The sequence below is a fragment of the Mesorhizobium sp. LNJC391B00 genome, assembly GCF_000502535.1.
Lineage (GTDB): Bacteria > Pseudomonadota > Alphaproteobacteria > Rhizobiales > Rhizobiaceae > Mesorhizobium.
Window position 1 is genome coordinate 114056 of record NZ_AYWI01000007.1, and the last position, 17294, is coordinate 131349.

15 protein-coding genes are annotated in these 17294 nt (G+C 65.1%); 13 read left to right on the forward strand and 2 right to left on the reverse strand.

Going from position 1 to position 17294, the window contains the following annotated elements:
- Position 1 precedes the first annotated feature (1 nt).
- The 13 genes from tssF (at position 2) to X750_RS146105 (ending at position 15659) form a co-directional block, all read left to right on the forward strand.
- The gene (tssF, locus tag X750_RS146150; RefSeq protein WP_023747970.1) at positions 2–1876 is read left to right on the forward strand and encodes a type VI secretion system baseplate subunit TssF; all 1875 of its coding nucleotides are present in this window, start codon (positions 2–4) and stop codon (positions 1874–1876) included.
- On the forward strand, positions 1840–2883 hold the full coding sequence (gene tssG, locus X750_RS146145; RefSeq protein WP_023738411.1) for a type VI secretion system baseplate subunit TssG: 1044 nt from the start codon (positions 1840–1842) through the stop codon (positions 2881–2883). Before tssF ends, tssG begins: the two co-directional genes overlap by 37 nt.
- Positions 2880–4364, forward strand: coding sequence for a type VI secretion system-associated FHA domain protein TagH (tagH, locus tag X750_RS146140; protein WP_023704814.1), 1485 nt, complete (start codon positions 2880–2882; stop codon positions 4362–4364). Before tssG ends, tagH begins: the two co-directional genes overlap by 4 nt.
- Positions 4365–4367: 3 nt before the next feature.
- Complete coding sequence (tssJ, locus tag X750_RS146135) at positions 4368–4820, forward strand: type VI secretion system lipoprotein TssJ (RefSeq protein WP_023704813.1); 453 nt, start codon at positions 4368–4370, stop codon at positions 4818–4820.
- A gap of 160 nt (positions 4821–4980) precedes the next feature.
- Positions 4981–6315: a type VI secretion system baseplate subunit TssK gene (gene tssK, locus X750_RS146130; RefSeq protein ID WP_023738410.1), complete on the forward strand. Its 1335-nt coding sequence runs from the start codon at positions 4981–4983 to the stop codon at positions 6313–6315.
- Positions 6316–6319: 4 nt separating this feature from the next.
- Positions 6320–7648, forward strand: a complete 1329-nt coding sequence (icmH, locus tag X750_RS146125) for a type IVB secretion system protein IcmH/DotU (RefSeq protein WP_023738409.1) — start codon at positions 6320–6322, stop codon at positions 7646–7648.
- A 1-nt stretch (position 7649) separates the two neighbouring features.
- Entirely contained in the window at positions 7650–11189 is a 3540-nt protein-coding gene (tssM, locus tag X750_RS146120) for a type VI secretion system membrane subunit TssM (RefSeq protein ID WP_023738408.1), read from the forward strand.
- A complete protein-coding gene (tagF, locus tag X750_RS1000000163785) occupies positions 11171–11707 on the forward strand; it encodes a type VI secretion system-associated protein TagF (protein ID WP_023704809.1) in 537 nt (178 codons plus the stop codon). The genes tssM and tagF overlap by 19 nt, the downstream gene beginning before the upstream one ends.
- A gap of 5 nt (positions 11708–11712) precedes the next feature.
- Complete coding sequence (locus X750_RS1000000163790) at positions 11713–12579, forward strand: DUF4150 domain-containing protein (RefSeq protein WP_023682619.1); 867 nt, start codon at positions 11713–11715, stop codon at positions 12577–12579.
- 3 nt (positions 12580–12582) lie between these two features.
- The gene (locus X750_RS146115) at positions 12583–13032 is read left to right on the forward strand and encodes a hypothetical protein (protein WP_023682620.1); all 450 of its coding nucleotides are present in this window, start codon (positions 12583–12585) and stop codon (positions 13030–13032) included.
- Between the two features lie 18 nt (positions 13033–13050).
- Positions 13051–13530, forward strand: coding sequence for a hypothetical protein (locus X750_RS146110; protein ID WP_023682621.1), 480 nt, complete (start codon positions 13051–13053; stop codon positions 13528–13530).
- A 3-nt stretch (positions 13531–13533) separates the two neighbouring features.
- A complete protein-coding gene (locus X750_RS0133170; RefSeq protein WP_023682622.1) occupies positions 13534–14625 on the forward strand; it encodes a DUF2169 domain-containing protein in 1092 nt (363 codons plus the stop codon).
- Positions 14613–15659, forward strand: coding sequence for a hypothetical protein (locus tag X750_RS146105; protein WP_023682623.1), 1047 nt, complete (start codon positions 14613–14615; stop codon positions 15657–15659). The genes X750_RS0133170 and X750_RS146105 overlap by 13 nt, the downstream gene beginning before the upstream one ends.
- A gap of 33 nt (positions 15660–15692) precedes the next feature.
- Here the strand turns inward: X750_RS146105 and X750_RS146100 are convergent, their stop codons facing one another.
- Positions 15693–16856: a hypothetical protein gene (locus X750_RS146100; RefSeq protein ID WP_023704807.1), complete on the reverse strand. Its 1164-nt coding sequence runs from the start codon at positions 16854–16856 to the stop codon at positions 15693–15695.
- 10 nt (positions 16857–16866) lie between these two features.
- Positions 16867–17292 carry a DUF6484 domain-containing protein gene (locus tag X750_RS146095; protein ID WP_023682625.1) on the reverse strand — a complete coding sequence of 142 codons (426 nt, stop codon included), beginning with the start codon at positions 17290–17292 and terminating at the stop codon, positions 16867–16869.
- Positions 17293–17294: the final 2 nt, after the last annotated feature.

A 17294-nucleotide genomic window follows, 5' to 3' on the forward strand; every position in this document is an offset into this window, starting at 1 on the left:
GATGGACCGGGTCTTCGTAGAATATTACGAGGAGGAACTGTCCCACATACGCGGGCTGGCGGCGGAGTTCGCCGACATGCATCCGGCGGTTGCCCGCAATTTGTCGCTGGATACGGTGCCGTGTCCCGACCCCTATGTCGAGCGGCTGCTCGACGGCGTCGCCTTCCTCGCCGCGCGCACGCGCCTGAAGGTGGATGCCGAGCGCTCGCGGTTTTCGCGCAGCATCCTCGACGTGCTTTATCCCGATCTCGTCACGCCGGTGCCGGCAACCGCCATGGTGGTGCTGAAGCCCGGCCAGCAGGTGCAGACAATGCTTGCCGGCCACGTCGTCAAGCGCGGCACGCGGCTGGTCTCCAGCCTGCAGGCCGGCCTGTCGACACGCTGCACCTTCACCACCGCGCAGGACATGACTCTGTTTCCGATCGCGATCAGTTCGGTCGGCTATTTCCAGGACCGCAGCGCGCTTGCCGCCGCCGGCATCGGCCTGATCGCCGGCAAGGCCGGCGAAGCGGCACTTCGCATCACGCTGGCGCGGACCGGCAAAGGCAAGCTCGACGAACTGGCGCTCGACCGGCTCGACTTCTATTTCGCCAACCGCACCAAGGCGCCGCTAATCTTCGACGCCATCTTCGGAGTCTGCTCTGGTGTCGGCGCTCGACCGGAAGGCAAGACCAATCCATTGTCGCCGCTACCGCCGCCGGAGATGGTCGGCATTGCCGATGCCGAGGCGCTGATGCCGCGCACGCGGCCGACCTTCGAAGGCTACCGCCTGCTGCGCGAATATTTCATGATGCCCGAGCGCTTCCATTATGGGCGCGTCACCGGCTTGCTGCCGGTCGTGCGCAAATGCCAGGCCGGGCTCGAAATCATCTTCCTGTTCCGGCGTCCGGTGCCCGAACTCGCCGATCTGACGCCGGCGGATTTCGATCTCTTCGCCACCCCGATCATCAATCTCTTCGAGCGCGAGTGCAACATCGTCGAGCTCGACCAGCGCAAGACACGCCAGGTGCTGCATGCCGACCGCACGCGGGCGCGCGACTTTGAAATCTACCGCGTCATCCGCGTCGAAGACGCCGATGCCGAGGGACCCGACGCGGAGATACCGGAACTCTTCAGCCTTGGGCAAAATCGCGGCAGCGGCTGGGTCTATTCGACGGAGCGGCGGCCGCGCCGGCCGACCGAGGACGAGCGGCGCCAGGGCGTGACGCGGACCTCCTATGCCGGCGACGACGTCTTCCTGGCGGTTTCGCGCCCAGTCAACAGTCAGGCCAACCGGCCGCTCAAGCGCGTCGACGTCGTGGCACTGTGCACAAACCGCGATCTTGCCATCCTCGACGACACGCCAACGCTGACGCTGGAAGCGGGCGACCCGGTGGAATCGGTCAGGCTGCTCGGCGCGCTGCGTTCGCCGCAGCCGGCCATCCCGGCAGCGCTGCCGACCGGCGCCGACAGCGAGTCGCGCGCCGACGACCTGGCCTGGCGGCTGGTCTCGCAGCTGGCGCTGAACTTCCTCAGCCTGGCCAAGGAAGGCCGCGGCGTCGATCCGCTGCATGCGCTGCTCGATCTCTATGCCGAACGCGGCGATCCCGGGCTTGCCCGCAATGTACGCTCGATCGTGCGCATCGATTCGCGCGCGGTGATCGAAAGGCTGGCGATCGAAGGACCAATGTGTTTTGGGCGCGGCACGGAAGTGACGCTGCATGTCGACCAGTCGGTGCTGGCTGGGCAGAGCACCTTGCTGATGTCGGGGCTGCTGTCGCGGCTGTTTGCCCGTCATGCCGGAATAAACGGGTTCGTGCGCACGCGCACGCGATTGCTCCAGAAACAGGAGGATGTGCCATGGCCGATGACGCCCGGCAATCGCTACCTGATCTAGAGCGAGCCGCAACCCTGTCCGAGAGTTTCGACTTCTTCGAACTGCTGCGCCGACTCGAGCGGCAAGGCGGCCTGTTCGGCCATTCCGGCCGGCCGGACCGCGAGCCGGCAAGGCTCGGCCAGAATGTGCGGCTGTCCTTCGCGGTGCAGGACGTTGTGGATTTCCGCGAGCCGACCGACAAGTCGCCGGCGCGGGTGACGGTCAACAATCTCGGCCTGCTCGGGCCTGAAGGGCCGATGCCGCTGCATCTGACGCGCTGGGTGCTCGATCGGCTGTCGCAGCGCTGGTATGCGGGCGCCGAGGCGCGGCAGACGAGCGACACGACCTTCGTCGATTTCGTCAACATCCTGCAGCACCGGATGATCGCGCTTTATTATCGCGCCTGGGCGGATGCGCATCCGGCCGTGCAGGTCGAACGCGGTGTCGGCGGCCGCGTCCGTTCCATGCTGGAAGCGATGGCCGGCATCGGGCTGCCGGGCACGCAGGACGCCGAACTCGATGCGGTAAAGCTTCGCCAGGCCGCCTCGCTCGCCAGCCAGGTCGACGGTCCCGAGCGGCTGACCCTGTTCCTGGCCGAAGCCTTCAAGGTTCCGGTGGTGCTGAAGGAATTCGTCGGCGCCTGGATGACCATTCCCAAGGCACTGCAGAGCCGGCTTGCCGGCAGCTATGCCACACTCGGCCGCAGCGCCACCATCGGCCCGCGCAGCTTCAGCCGGCAAAGCCGGATCGAACTGCGCATCGGGGCGCTCAGCTATATCGACTACAAGGCGTTCCTGCCCGGCGGCGAGCGGCTGAAGTTGTTGAAGCAGGCGGTGCGCGACCTGATCGGCGAGACCATCGATGTCGATCTCAGGATCGTGCTTGCGGCAAAGGCAGTGCCGCCGGCAAAGCTCGGCACCGTCCAGCTTGCCCGCACCACCTGGCTGGCGCGACCGGTCGAAAAGGGGGACGCCGACGACATGCGGTTGCGGACCATCGTCGGCTGGCGGGAAGAGGTGGCGGCATGAGCCTGCTTCTGACTCTCGAACAGGGACCACGCGCGCAAGCCACGCGGCAGGCGCGGCTGGACGAGGGCGAGCTGGTAATCGGCCGCAGCGCCGACGCCGACTGGCAGATCAACGATCCCGACATGTTCGTCTCGCGCGCCCACTGCAAGATCACCAGCAAGCAGGGCGGCTATTTCGTCACCGATACCTCCAGCAGTGGGTTGTTCATCGACGATGCCGCCAGCCCGCTCGGCGCGGGAAATACCGCGCGCCTGCAAAGCGGCATGCGACTGCGACTGGGCGACTATGTGGTGTGGGTCGATTTGCAGACGGCGAAGACCGAGGCGCCGGCCTCCAGGCCTTCAGCGCCTGCCAGTAAGCCGGCGGCGTCGCGGGCGCCGGTCAGCCTCGGCGGCGACGATTTCTTTTCGTCCACCACGGAAGAAGAGCCGGGACGGCCACGCCCTGCCAACCTGCCCGATCCGTTCGAAAAGCCGGTGCCCGGCGCATTCGCGCGTGCGCGGTCCGATGAACGCAGCTCGCAGGCGTTCGACGATCCGTTCAGCCTCGACCCTGTGGCAACGCCGGTGGCCGAGCCCACTGACAGAAACGGCGCCAAGCCATCGTTCGACGATCCCTTCGGCCTCGACTCCGCGCCGCTGTCGAGAGAGCCGAGCAGATCCAATCCTGAGAAGCTGCCGGCCTACGATGACGGGTTTGGTTTCGGCCCTGCCGGGTCCACCAGCCTCGACGCCGGCGTGACGGATGGCGGTGCAACCGATGCGCCCTCGCCTGCCCCCTCTGCAGCGCCCTGGGATCTGCCAGTCCGCGCGGTCGAGCCATCGCCACCGCAGCCACCGCCTCCCCCGTCTCCACCGCCACCACGCGCTCCTGTCCGCCAATCCGCGGCGCGGCCGTCAGCCGGACCGTCGGACGCGGAATTGCGCGCCGCTTTCCTGCGCGGCATGGGCATGGACGAGGCCGATTTTCCCGGCGGCGATCCGGTGGCCGACATGGAAAAATTCGGCCGCGAATACCGGCTGATGATGGAAGGCCTGATGCAGCTTTTGCGCAAGCGCGCCGAAGAGAAGGGCAATGCCCGCGTCGCTCAAACCGTGGTTGGCGCGTCCGAGGTCAACCCGCTCAAATTCCTGCCTTCGGTCGACGATGCTCTGGTGACCATGCTGGCCGAGCGCAGCCCCGGTTTCCTCGGCGCCGAAGCGGCGATCAAGGACGCGGTGCGCGATCTGGCGCAGCACCACGTTCGTGCCTGGCGCGGCGTGCAAGGCGCGCTCAAGCGCATGATCGACCGCTTCGATCCGGCGGCGATCGAGCAGGAATTGAAGTCGAGTTCGGCGATCGGCAATCTGCTGACCGGCGGGCGCGGCGCCAAGCTCTGGGAATTGTACCAGAAACGCCACCGTGAAATCGCTCACAGCGCCGAGACGCGTTTTCTGGGCGAGATCGGCGCTGATTTTCGTGATGCATATGAGGAGGACTGAGACATGATCGACAGACGCCAATTTATCCTTGCCATCGGGGCGACGGGACTGCTGACGGCTTGTCAGAGCGGCCCGCCCAAACCATCCGTCATCACAGTGAATCTTGCCGGCGGCGCCGGAATGAACCCGGGACCGGGCGGCGGCGACAGGCCGGTGACGGTGATGATCTTGCGGCTGAAAAGCACCGGCGCCTTCAATTCGGCCGACTATTTCGCCCTGCAGGGCGGTGCCGGCTCCGCACTTGGCGGCGATCTCATCGGCTCCGACACGATTTCCGTCGGACCCGGCAAGACCGCATCGAAGACCATCACGGTCGAGCCGGAAGTGGCAGCACTCGGCTTCGTCGCGCTGATCAGGGAACCCGGCGGGCGCAACTGGCGTACGACCAAATCGGTTTCGCCGGGATCGAAGTTCACCGTCAATGTGAAGCTCGGCAGCGGCGGCATTTCCGCCTAAAGCGCGTCGCGTTTGAACGCGATCCAGGCGACGCGCTTTAGGTCTTTGTTTTTATGCATGTCGTTCTCTCAAAACCGTGACCACTTTTGAGCGACATGCATTGGGCGGCGAAATCCGCAAAGCCGCGCGAGGCGATGAGCAGGAAGCAGAGAGTGTCGGCATGAGCGATGCAAACAGGGTGCTGTGGTCGGAGGGGCTGTTCCTCCGCACCCAGCATTTCCAGCAACAGGACCGCTTCTTCGAAGCGACGGTGCGCGGCGTCTTGCAGGCCGGGCACCTGCATACGTTCGGCTTCCGAACGCTGACGCTCGATCAGGCACAGCTCGATGCCGGCCAGATCTCGGTGCTCTCGGCGCGTGGCATCTTTCCCGACGGGACGCCATTCGCCATCCCCGAGACGATGGATGCGCCGCGGCCGCTGGCGGTGACGCCGGAAATGGGCGCGGGACCGGTGCTGATCGCGCTGCCGCTCGAACCGCCCGGCGGCGTCGGCTTCGACCCCGCTCACGCCGAGCCGTCCGGCGCACGCTATCGCGGCCGGATCGTCTCGGTGCGCGACGCCGTGCATGGCGGCTCCGATCCTGAGGAAATCGAGATCGCACGGCCGCAGGCGCTGTTGCTGGCGCCGGGCACGGCCGTCGGCGGCTACACCGCGCTGCCGGTGGCCGAACTCAAGGGCGTGCGCGCCGATGGCGGCGTTGCCTTGGACGACACCTTCCTGCCGCCGACCTTGGTCATCGGCGCGGCGTCCTGGTACAGCCGCCTGCTGCAGGAAGTGGTCACCGGCCTTGACCAGATCGCCGAGGCGCATGGCAAGATGGTGCTGGGCGGCCCCGGGCGCAGCGTCGAGGATCTTCTGATCCTCAATTTGGTCAACGCCGCGCGGCCGCGGCTGGCCCACATGCTGGCGCAGGATGTCTTCCATCCAGCCGAGGTCTATATGGAGCTGGCCGGTCTCGCCGGCTCGATGGCGACCTATGGCTCGAGCGCAAGACGGCTCGGCGAACTGCCTGCTTACGACCACATGGCGCCAGGCCCGGCCTATTCGGCGCTGGCCGACGCGCTGCGCTCGCTGATCCTCAGCCTGCGCTACATCGAGCCGAAATCGCGCGCCCTGCCGGTCATGCGCCATGCCACCAATGTGTGGAAGATCCGCATCGACAACCCGAAACTTCTGGTGGCGAGCCGCATCGTGGTGCGGATCGGCTCCGAACTGTCGGAGGATGCCTTGCGCAAGATTTTCGTCAACCAGGCGACCGTCGGCTCGGCCAGCGAATTCGAAGGGCTGTGGAAATCACGCCTGCCCGGCATTCCGTTGAAGCCCCTGCATTCACAGCCGCGCGAAATTCCCTATGACGGCGACCGGCTGTGCCTCGAACTCGACCAGAAAAGCGAGCACTGGGCCTCGCTGCTCGAAGCGCCCGGTTTTGTGATCGGCGTTTCGGGCGTGCTGCCCAGCGAACCGCAGGTCGACTGCTACTCGGTCAACAGGTGAGATGATGAGCAGGGACGATCCATTCGGACTGTCCGAGGATCGGGAGCGGACGCGCATCCGCCTGAGCGGAGCGCCAACACCCCGCGCCATGCCCCTGCCGGCGTCGGGCGGCGTCACCGCGAAGCGCTCCGGGCGGGCGCATCCGAACGTGCTCGTCAATGCCTTCTCGCCTTTGCTCGAATTTGCACCCGAACTGGAAAACGCGCAGCCGCCGGAGAATCCGGAAGCGCTGCGCACGAGGCTGCTCGATGAGCTCGTGCGCTGCCGCGACGCCACAATGGCGCAAGGCTCGTCGCTGGAGCGAGCCGACCAGGCCGCCTGGCTGGTAGCGGCCCTGCTCGACGATCTGGCGCTGAACACGCCCTGGGGCGGCGCCAGCGCATGGCCGCGCCAGCCGCTGGTGGTGATGCTGCGCGGCGACGTCGATGCCGGCGCGCAGTTCTTCGCCCGTCTCGAAGACCTGGAGCGCCATCCCAATCGCGACCGCGAAATGCTGGAGCTGCAGTATCACTGCATGGCGCTCGGCTTCCGCGGCAAATACCGCGTGCCCGGCCGCTCCGGTGATCGCTCGCTCAATGCCGTGCGCGTGGCGGCGGCGCGTTTCCTGCGCGACAGCGACGCCGAAGGCGCGCCGCTGTCGCCGAACTGGAAGGGCGTGATCGCCTCCGACGAACCGCAGCGCTTCATCGTGCCGATCTGGGTGATGGTTGCGGCAGCGGCGGTGATGGCGACAGCCATCCATATCGGCCTGTCGATGAGCCTGAGCAGCCAGGCGGTCGAGCTTTCGGCGCTGGTTCGCGCCTTGCCGCCGCCGACGCGTACGGATGTCACCCGCGCTTCGCCGAAGGTCGACGCGCCGCCGCCGGTGGCCGTGGATTTCGCGCTGCTGCCGGAATTCCAGGCGGCCGCGCCGGATGAGCTCAAGAGGGCGCTGAGCGGCACGGAGAGCGTGTCGCTGGCGCGGCTGGTCATCCAGGCCTCCAATCCCGAACTCTTCCAGTCGTCGCGGGCGCAGCTGACAGACGGCTTCGATCCGCTCATCGCCTCGGTCGCCAAGGTGATCCTCGAGAACCAGGAGCTGATCGGCGATATCACGGTGGTCGGCCACACCGACGGCGTTCCCTTGCAAAAGACCAACCCACTGTCCACCAACCAGCGGCTGTCGGAAGCCCGCGCCGCGGAAATTGCCGATATCCTGATTCAGAACGGCGTGCCGAAGGAGCGCGTGCGCTCCGAAGGCCGGGCCGCCACCGATCCGGTGGCCGACGACGGCACACGCGAAGGCCGGGCCTTGAACCGCCGCGTCGAAGTGCTGGTCGAAAAGAGGCTGTGACATGTTCATCCTGCGCTTCCTCTGGGCGGTCCTGACTTCGCGTTTCCTGTGGACGCTGATCGGCCTGGCGCTGCTGTCGCTGATCATCTGGGTATTCGGCCCGATCGTACGGGTCGGCGACTATGTGCCGATGGCGTCGCAGACGGTGCGCATCGTCATCATCGCTCTTCTGGTGATCTTCTGGCTGATTTGGCTGATCGTCGCGCAGCGCCGCGCGATCCGCGCCAACCGCATGTTCGTCGCTGAGATTTCCGCCCCGGTCGAGGAAAAGCGGCTCAGCCCGGGCGAGGAAAACGTCGCCGCGGTCGGCGCCAAGTTCCAGGACGTCATGGTCGAGTTGAAGCGCCGCAAGCTCGGCGGCCGCAAGTTCCTGCGCGAGATGCCGTGGTATGTGATCGTCGGCCCCCCGGCGACCGGCAAGACGACGGCCTTGCGCCAATCCGGCCTCAACTTTCCGATCGACCTCACCGACGATCTGCAGGGCATCGGCGGTACGCGCAACTGCGACTGGTTCTTCTCCGAAAACGCAGTGATGATCGACACCGCCGGCCGCTATGTCCAGCAGGAGAGCCAGCCCGATGTCGACGCCGTGGAATGGCTGGGCTTCCTCGACCTGTTGAAGAAGCACCGTGGCCGCCGGGCGCTGAACGGCGTCATCGTTGCGCTTGGGATCGACGCGCTGTCCGAGGGCGACGAAGCCGTCAAGGCGCATGGCCGCAAGATCCGCAGGCGCCTGGCCGAGCTCGAGGAGCGGCTGGAAATCCGCTTGCCGGTCTATCTCATGCTGACCAAGGCCGATCTGATCAGAGGCTTCGAGGCCTTCTTCGGCGGCCTGTCGACGGCGGCGCGCGAACAGGTGTGGGGGACGACCTTCCCACTCGACGCGCGCGTCGACGCCAAGACGATCGCGGGCGAAATCACGACGCTGTCGAGGGAGCTGGAAAAGCGGCTGGTGCCGCGGCTGGAGGACGAGGACAAGCTGGCCGAACGGGCCGAGATCTTCCGCTTTCCCGCACAGCTGCAAAGCCTGTCCGAGCCGATCCAGGTGCTGGTCGAGGCGATGTTCGGCGAGAGCCGCTACGAGGAGGCAGCCTGGCTGCGCGGCCTCTATCTGACCTCGGCCACCCAGGAAGGCGCGCCGATCGACCGGCTGACCGCGGCGCTGGCCTCCTCCTTCGGCCTGCCGGCACGACGCTCGATGCCGGCGCAGCGTTTCGAGAAGCGCAGCTTCTTCCTCAAGAACCTTCTGACCGAGGTGATCTTCAAGGAGGCCGGGCTCGGCACCTTCGATCCGCTGGCGCAGCGCCGCCGCAGCTGGATCTGGCGCGGTGCCGCTGCTGCCAGCGCGGCTGCGGCCATACTCGCCGGCGGCCTGTTCACCTGGTCCTACTACGACAATCGCAACGCCATCGCCGCGCAAGCCGGCCAGTTCGAAGCGCTGCAGGCGCCGCTGACGTCGACCGCGGCGACGCCCGCCTCGGTGCTGCAGCCGGCGATGGACGTTGCCCTGACCGCCATGGACGAAGTCGTCAATGCCAGGACTGCGCCTCCGAACAAGGCGCAGGACCTGCTCGGACCATCGGCTTCGGCCGAGATGATGCGGGCGCAGACCGACACCTATGACCACGCTCTGCGCAACGTGCTGGAGCCGCGCATGGTGGCGCTGCTCGAAGCGACCATGTGGCGGCAGATCCGCGATCCGGACTTCATGCTGGGGGCGCTCAAGACCTACCGCATGATGACCGGCCTGTCTCAGATGGACTCCGACTTCGTCGAGAATTGGTGGGTGAACGACCTGCCCGAATTCGCGCCGGCCGCGCCCTTCCTGACCGCCGATGCGGAAGAACACCAGCTGGCAGCGATCCGCCGCATGGCGGTCGATGATAGCTACATCAAACCCGACCAGGCGCTGGTCGCCGAAGCGCTGAAAACGGTCTGCACGATCTCGCTGCCGGCGCGGGCCTACAAGCAATTGCTGGCCGATCCGGCGGTGGCCGGATTGAAGGAATGGATCCCCGCCAATTTCGCCGGGCCGAACGGCGCCAAGGTGTTTTCGCGACGCTCCGACAAGACGCTGCGCGTCGGCATATCAGGCGCCTTCACCTATGACGGCTTCCACGATGCGATCCTCGACCGGGTCGAGGATGTCGCCGCCCAGGCGGCACTCGACCGCGCCGTGTTTGCCGGCGGCTGCTCGGAAAATTCCGAGACGTCGGTGTCGGCGCTGTCGGAAGATATCCTGAAGCTCTACTACGACGACTACATCGCGCAGTGGGACAGTTTTTTGCGCGACATGCGGCTGGCGCCGCTCAGCGACCTCAACATTGCCAGCGAGAATCTGAAAGACCTTTCCAGTGCCGATTCCGCGTTGAAGCGGCTGTTGACGGCGGTGGTCCAGGAGGTCGACCTCACCCGCTCGGACGACGCGCCGGCCGGTGACGACAAGGCGGCGGCGAAGGGCGGCTCGAAACTGCTGGGCAAGCTCGGCAAACTGGGCAAGATCGTCAAGACCGGCGCCAAGCTGTTGCCGCGCGCAGGATCGGCCAGCGAAGTCGACCTGACCGGCACGCTGGTGGCCGAACACTTCAAGCCGCTCAAGAGCACGATTGCCGAGGTCGACGGCCAGCCGCCGGCGCTCGATGCCGCGGTCGTTGCGCTGACGGCGCTGTCCAATGTGCTGCAAACGGTGACCGCCAATCCCGACCCGCAGGACGCGATCAAGAAACAGGGCGGGCTGGCCGAACTGACCGGCGCCGTCGCCCGCCAGGCACAGATCCTGCCCGACCCGGTCAACACCTGGCTGAGCGGCATTGCCGGCGACACCAGCGGGTTGACGCAGAAGGCCGTGGCCTCCGAGCTCAACGCCATCTGGCGCGCCGATATCCTGCCCTTCTGCCAGGCCGCGCTCAACGACCGCTATCCGTTCAGCCCAGACAGCGCCGTCGACGTCAATGTGCGCGACTTCGCCCGCCTGTTCGGACCGGCAGGGATGATCGACGGCTTCATCAACGACCATCTGATCAGCTATGTGGACACCTCGGCGCAGCCTTGGAAATGGCGTGCCGATTTCGGCCTCGACCCATCGGCGCTCGCCGCCTTCGAGCAGGCGCGGCGCATCCGCGACGATCTCTTTCCCGGTGGTCAAGGCCCGGTGATGGCGTTCACGCTGGAGCCGACCGACCTGTCGCCCAACGTCACCCGCGTGACGCTCAACCTCGACGGCCAGAACCTGGTCTATTTCAACAATGCGACGCGACCTCAGCCGATGACGTGGCCCGGCAAGGACGGCACCGGCGTCATCTCGCTCGCCTTCCAGCCGATCGACGGCTCGCCCGAAATCATGCTCAACGAGACCGGCAGCTGGGCGTGGCTGAGGATGCTGCGCGGCGGCCGCTTCACCGGGACGTCGCTGTCCGATGTCTACAGCCTGCGGCTGGGGACGAAAGGCATGTACGCCGATTTCAAGCTCAAGGCGGCGAGCGTGGAAAATCCCTACAACCTCCAGATGTTCAAGAAATTCTCATGTCCGCCGCAGATCTGAACACCGGCTTCTTCGGCAAGATTCCGGCGACCGGAGATTTCGTTGCCGTAAACCTGCCGCGGACCTTCATCGACCGCTGGGACCGCTGGATGTCGATGGAGTTGCGCGAGAGGCCAGACGAGGGGGAATTGGATTCGCGTGTTTGGCGCTTCATCGTCAAGAGCGGCATTTTCGGCGACCGGCCCTGTGCCGGCGCATGGCGCATGAGCGAGGACCGCGTGGGACGCCGCTATCCGTTCGCGATCATCGGGATTGGGGCTACACCGGCACCTGACGATGCATGGTTCGACGGCGTTGCGTCAATCGTTGATGAAGCGGTCGAATTGCAGAGGACGCAGTCCTGGATAGCCGAAGGCTTGGCCAACCTTGCCGCGCCCAGCAACAGCCATGGCGATCCGAACCGGATTGGCTTCTGGCTCGACGACTGGTCGGTGCATGAGTTCGCGTTCTCGGATATTCACGACCTGGCGGCCAACGCCCTGCCGAAAATGCGCGCCCCGCGCCCTGAGACGGAATAGCTCTGATGGGCAGCACAGTCTTTGCTGAAGGCATGGGCTTCTTCCACAAAGGAAGCGGCGGCAAGGGCGTGGCGCCGGGAGATGTGTGCTTGAGCCCGCCTTCCCCGCCGGCAGGCCCGGTTCCGGTTCCATACGTCAACATGCTGTCTTCCAGCGATCTCACCAAAGGCAGTAAGAGCGTCAAGATCGAAGGCAATCCGACCGCGCTCGAAAGCTCGTCGGAGGTTGCGACCAGCACCGGCAACGAGCCGGCCACCCAAGGCCTCGGCGCGGGGGTCATAACGCACAAGATCAAGGGCAAGGGAGTGTTCAAGCTCTGGTCGTTCGTCGTCAAGGTGGAGGGTAAGGGTGTCTGCCGCCATGGCGACACCATGGAGCAGAACACGGCAAGTCCACTCCCGAACACCATCGATACCGCCGCCTTGGTCAACTTCCGCAATGCTCTTCTGGTGAAAGAGAAGAAGAAATGCACGACCGATTATTGCTACGACGATCATTACACCCAGCCAACAGGCCCGCAGAAAGCCAAGGTTCAGAACCGGCCATGCTGGGAATGCAAACGTAACCTTGACAGGTTGAAGAAACGCACGACCGGCAAGAACAAGACCGCGATCAAGCGACTGGAGGCCAAGGTCAACCGGCAAATTTCGGGGAAGGAAGCCCCGCTGATCGCCGATCACCAGCCGACGCAGAAGGCAGCGTGGTACGCGGGTGGATGCAATATAGAGATCGTCCCACAAGGCTTCAAGGATGCGATGAAAGCGCTTTACGTCAGGCCGCATTGCTCCAGCCACAGCAACAGCCAGCCGGGCCGGCAGTCGAAGGTGGACAACAAGGCGATTAGGAAGTTCATGAACGCTCGGGGGATCTAGGCGATGAGTGCAACGGGTTTTGCCGATCTCGACGCTGACTATACGGCGATAATCGATGCGTGGACCGCAGAGCTCCACGCCGTCATGCCGGCGATCGAGGAATGGTGGGGCGCACTGCAGCAGCGCCTGAACGCCTCCGGTGAGAACATAGCCAATCTGCATTGGCCCGCCGGGCTGGTGGCCCATCCACGGATTCTGGCGATCTACCGCAAGCACTACTTCAAGGTTCACGGCCTGAACCTTGAACGGTACGCCCGACAGACCGATGATGACGACGAGGACGATGAATCGAACTGGGGTGAGGATGGCGACGAAGCGGACGCCAGCGGTCCCGTGCCGCCCAATCTGCTGCTGGTCGAAATGATGTCCGAATACGACACGGAACTATTCAAGTACTTCAAGTACTTCGTCTATGTCCCGATCGGCGAGGATCCATCTCTCGAAATGTGCTGAGGCTAGAAGAAGATGGCAATGCGGATTGATCATAGTGTCGAACTCGGCCTGAACCGGCTTCTCAACGCACCCCAGGACGTTGTCGGTCCCGATCATGGAATCCGCCTTTCGCGCCGCGAGGCCTCTGCTGCCTATAGGTCCCTGTTCAAGGCCTACCTCGCTGACTTGCAGGAGACGTTCGAGGTGGCTTCCGAGATCTGGGAAGCTGGCCTCGACGAACTGGTCGATGGCGGCCTGACCGTCAATCAAGCGATCACGGCCCAGCTGGATGATGCAGCGGCCGGCCCGGCGAATCATCCGGCGGTGGTGTGGCTCGTGCGGGAATACTGGCTGCGATGCGTTGCGGTGGGGGAAACGCTGCCCGCGGCCGACCGCCTCGCGCCTGAGGTGTTCCTGCTGCAATGGGTCGTCGATGAAGGCAACAAGGAATATGTAGAACTGCTGACGGCCATGCCCTATTGGCCGATCGGGCTTGATGAAAACGGCCGGTGGTGCTGAACGATGGCCTTCGATGTCTGGCTGGAAAACAGGACACCCTTCGCCGCCGCGACGCACGTCCAATTGAATGCTGACGGCCAAGAAACTCTGATTGTCATGCTATCGGCAAGTTTCACGGCGACGGATGAAGGAAAGGAATTCCAGCCAGCGGCCGAACAGGTGCCGGTGATCTTTGGCGATGAGCCTTTTGGCGATCCGGCCCTTTCATCGACCCGCTACGAAGCGGACATCGCGCCCGTCAAGCCTGGCGCCGAGGTGATCGTGAATGGCGTCGCGCACGCGCCGGATGGAAGGCCGGTACGCGAGATGCAGGTTGGCCTGCGTGTCGGTAACTCGATCCGCAAGGTATTGCAGGTCGTCGGGGACCGGATCTACGACTCCGGCGGCTACAGCGCACCGGCGCCTTTCCGGACCATGCCGATCGTCTATGAACGCACCTATGGCGGCACTTTGGAAGACTTGCGCACGGACCAGCGCAACCCAGTCGGCGTGGGGTACCATAACGCCCGGTCTGCAGATCCTGCGGTCAGAACCGAGGCGCCCAACGTCATGTATCCGGGCGAAGCGCAAGCCCGACCTGGGGAATCCCTGAGGCCGGCGGGATTCGGGACGATTGGCCGGGGCTGGCAACCGCGCCTGGCTTTCGCCGGAACCTACGACAAGGCTTGGCTCGAATCCCAATGGCCGCTCGCTCCCAAAGACTTCGACACGCGGCATTATATGTGCGCCCCAGCCGATCAGCAGATGGCCGGCATCGGCAACGGCGAGGATATCACGGTGATCGGCATGACGGCTTCGGGCAGATGGGATTTCCGCCTGCCGCGCATCACGGCCCCGCTTCGGCTCATTTATGACGATCGTGTAGAAGAAAACGCGTTCAAGCCTGACACCGTGCTCATCGAGCCTGACTTGAAGCGCGTGACCCTTAAGGCTCGTTTGGCAGTGGTAATCCGGCGCAACGTGCCGGCGCTGCGGGAAATCGCCTTCGGCCACATTTCTCCTGTTTGGATCAATGCGCGCCGCAAGCGAAAACTCTATCTCAATCTTCTCGGCGGCGACGGGGCCCTGCGCGATCGCTCGGCGTGGCAGCCGTGAAGCGGCCGCTCTACATCTCGGTTGGTGGCGCCGTCACGCCTGCTGGATTGAACGCGCGCCAGACCATCTCAGCCATTCGCGCCAACCTGTCAGCATTTCAGGAGGTGCCTCTTTCAGAGCCGTTTCCCACCACACAGATCGTGGCACGCATTCCAGCCAAGGCGGGCCTGCGACGCAATGACGGGGTATGGCTCGCCAGCATGGGCGCCCGCGCTCTCAAGGAGGCAATGCTCGACAACAAGGCAACGCCGGACCAGACCGCTGTTCTGCTCGCGCTGCCGGAGAGTTTCCGCGACCATCCGGCGTATGAAGAGGTCGAGCGGGGGCGCCTTTTGAATGCCATTTTCGAGCGATGCGGCCTGCGCTTCAATGCCGGCTCGCGGGTATTTGACGGCGGTGCCGCAGCCAGCGCCGGACTGCTCGACTATGCCGGCGACATGCTAGAATCCGGGACCGTCGCGCAGGTGCTGCTGGGTGGTGTGGACAGCCTCGTCAACGGGACCGACATTGCGCGCTTGATGCGAGCCAATCGTCTGAAATCCGAAAACAATGCTCAAGGGGCAGTCCCTGGCGAGGGCGCTGTCTTCGTGCGCCTGACGCGAGCGCCGGGGAGCGGGCCGGCTGCAATGATTTGCGGGGCGGGCCTGGCTCAAGAGATCGACAGCGTTCTTTCCGAACGCCAGAGTCAAGGCCGTGCGATGGTGGCTTCGCTGCTTGCTGCCTTCAGCGGGTCCGGACCCAAGGAACCCGATATCGAGTTCCTTGTCAGCAATGGAAACGGGGAACGGTACAGCGGGCTCGAACAACTGGTCGGTCGCTCGCGCTTCTACCGCACGCACCGCGAGATATTCCCGACAGCCTACCCTGCGATGACGGTCGGCGACATTGGAGCCGCTAGTGCGGCACTTGTTCTGATGCTGGCGGCCGACAGTTTTATAAGCGGTTACGCGCCGGGCCGCGTCGCAGCCTGCGAGCTTGCATCCGAGGGTGGCAACCGGTCGGCGATCGCGCTTACCGACCTCCGCCAACGCTGAACGGAGGGACAAGCCTTCCCTCGGCGAAAGCGATCACATCCACGCCGGGAACTTGCGTGTCCTGCGCCAGTCTGCCAGCGGCGCCTCGGGCGTGGCGATTGCCGCGCGCAACGCATCCACCCTGAGCCTGCGCATCGAACGGAACAGACGATGGTTGCGCCCACCGCGCCCTTCGTCCCACCATGCTTCGACGCGATCGGCGGCCGGCAGCGAGCTGTCGTCGAGTTGGGCAAAGCCCTCGCCAAGAACAGCTGGATCGGCAACGAAAAGGTCGGTGTCGCCGAAGTCCACCTCGAACAGATCGCGAAGTGCTGCACCCGCTGCGGATGCCAGTTCCGGCTCGCGCATCTTCTCGATCAGCCACGGCACCACCGCTTGGTCGCCGAGCAGCCCGATCGATGCCGTGGCCGCGATGCGCAAGACAGGCTGTCCGAGACGTGATTGCAGCCAGGCCTTGCCGGCCTTCGGCGGCGTCGTCAGCAGGCGCAACTCGATCGCCGCCTGCGCATGGTCCGTCTCCGTCAGCACGATCTTGTCGATCACCGAGTGCGCGGACCGAGCCTCGCCAAGCAGGCAAGCAGCGAAGGCGGCCGCAAGACGTTCTTTCGTTGTCTCGCCGTCAAGCCCAGCCAGGACTTCCGGAAGCAGGTCGCGCCGCCTGAGCACGCCGGCGAGCCGGACGGCGCGCCAACGCACGTTCGCATTGGAATGGCTGGCCAGATCATGCAGGCGCTGTCCCGGATCGACGCGATGATGCCAGAGCGCAGATAGCCCAAGACAGCGCAGCCGCGCGTCGCGCGTGTCCAGCCACTGCGCCACGAACGGGCGCAGGTTTTCGCCCGGCGTGCGCGCGATCGCGGCAGACAGGCTCGATATGCCGGCGTCACCTAGGCTTGCGCCCGCGTCGATTGCAGAGGTCACCAATTTGGCATCGCTCCAACGCATTGCCAGAGTGCCAAGCACGAAAATCTCGCCCGGTTCGGCGTAGTCGGCGAAGCGCGCTTGAGCAGCTTCCCAACCGGCCTTGCCGGCTGCCATGAGCCCTTCGAGATTGGCTTCGAGACGCTGGTCGATGCGGCCGATATCGGTCTCGTCGAGGATTGGACCGTCGATCTCCAGACGACGTCGAAGCCACAGGAACGCCGCGTCCTCGGCGTGTTGGTCCACGATCGCCGCAATGGTCGCGATGCTGTGCATCGGCAATGCCTCAGTTAAGATGCACGGCCCCGCCGCGGATGCGGTTGGTGCCACTGGCCTGGCTGGTCAACTGGGTGCCACGAATGGTCACGCGTCCATTCTTCTCCAGAATGATCGATGCCAGGCCGCAGCGCAGTTCAATGCGCTCATCGCCGTTGATGACGACACGTTCGCCGTCGCGGACGACTTCGAGGCTCCTGCCGCGGGGCGCAGGATCGACGATGCGCCCGACCACCAGCGGCCGCGCCGGGTCGCCGCCCTCGAAGAGCAAAGCCAGTTCGGATCCGACGGCCGAAACGTCCAGCTCCGTCAGGCTGCGCGCCGCTATCGCGGTCTCGCGCGGATTGCCGACGAAGACAACCAGCGGCGCCCCGCCTTGGAAGCCGATCAGCAGGCCGATCACGACGCCGTCGATACGCTCCAGCACTTCCATGATGA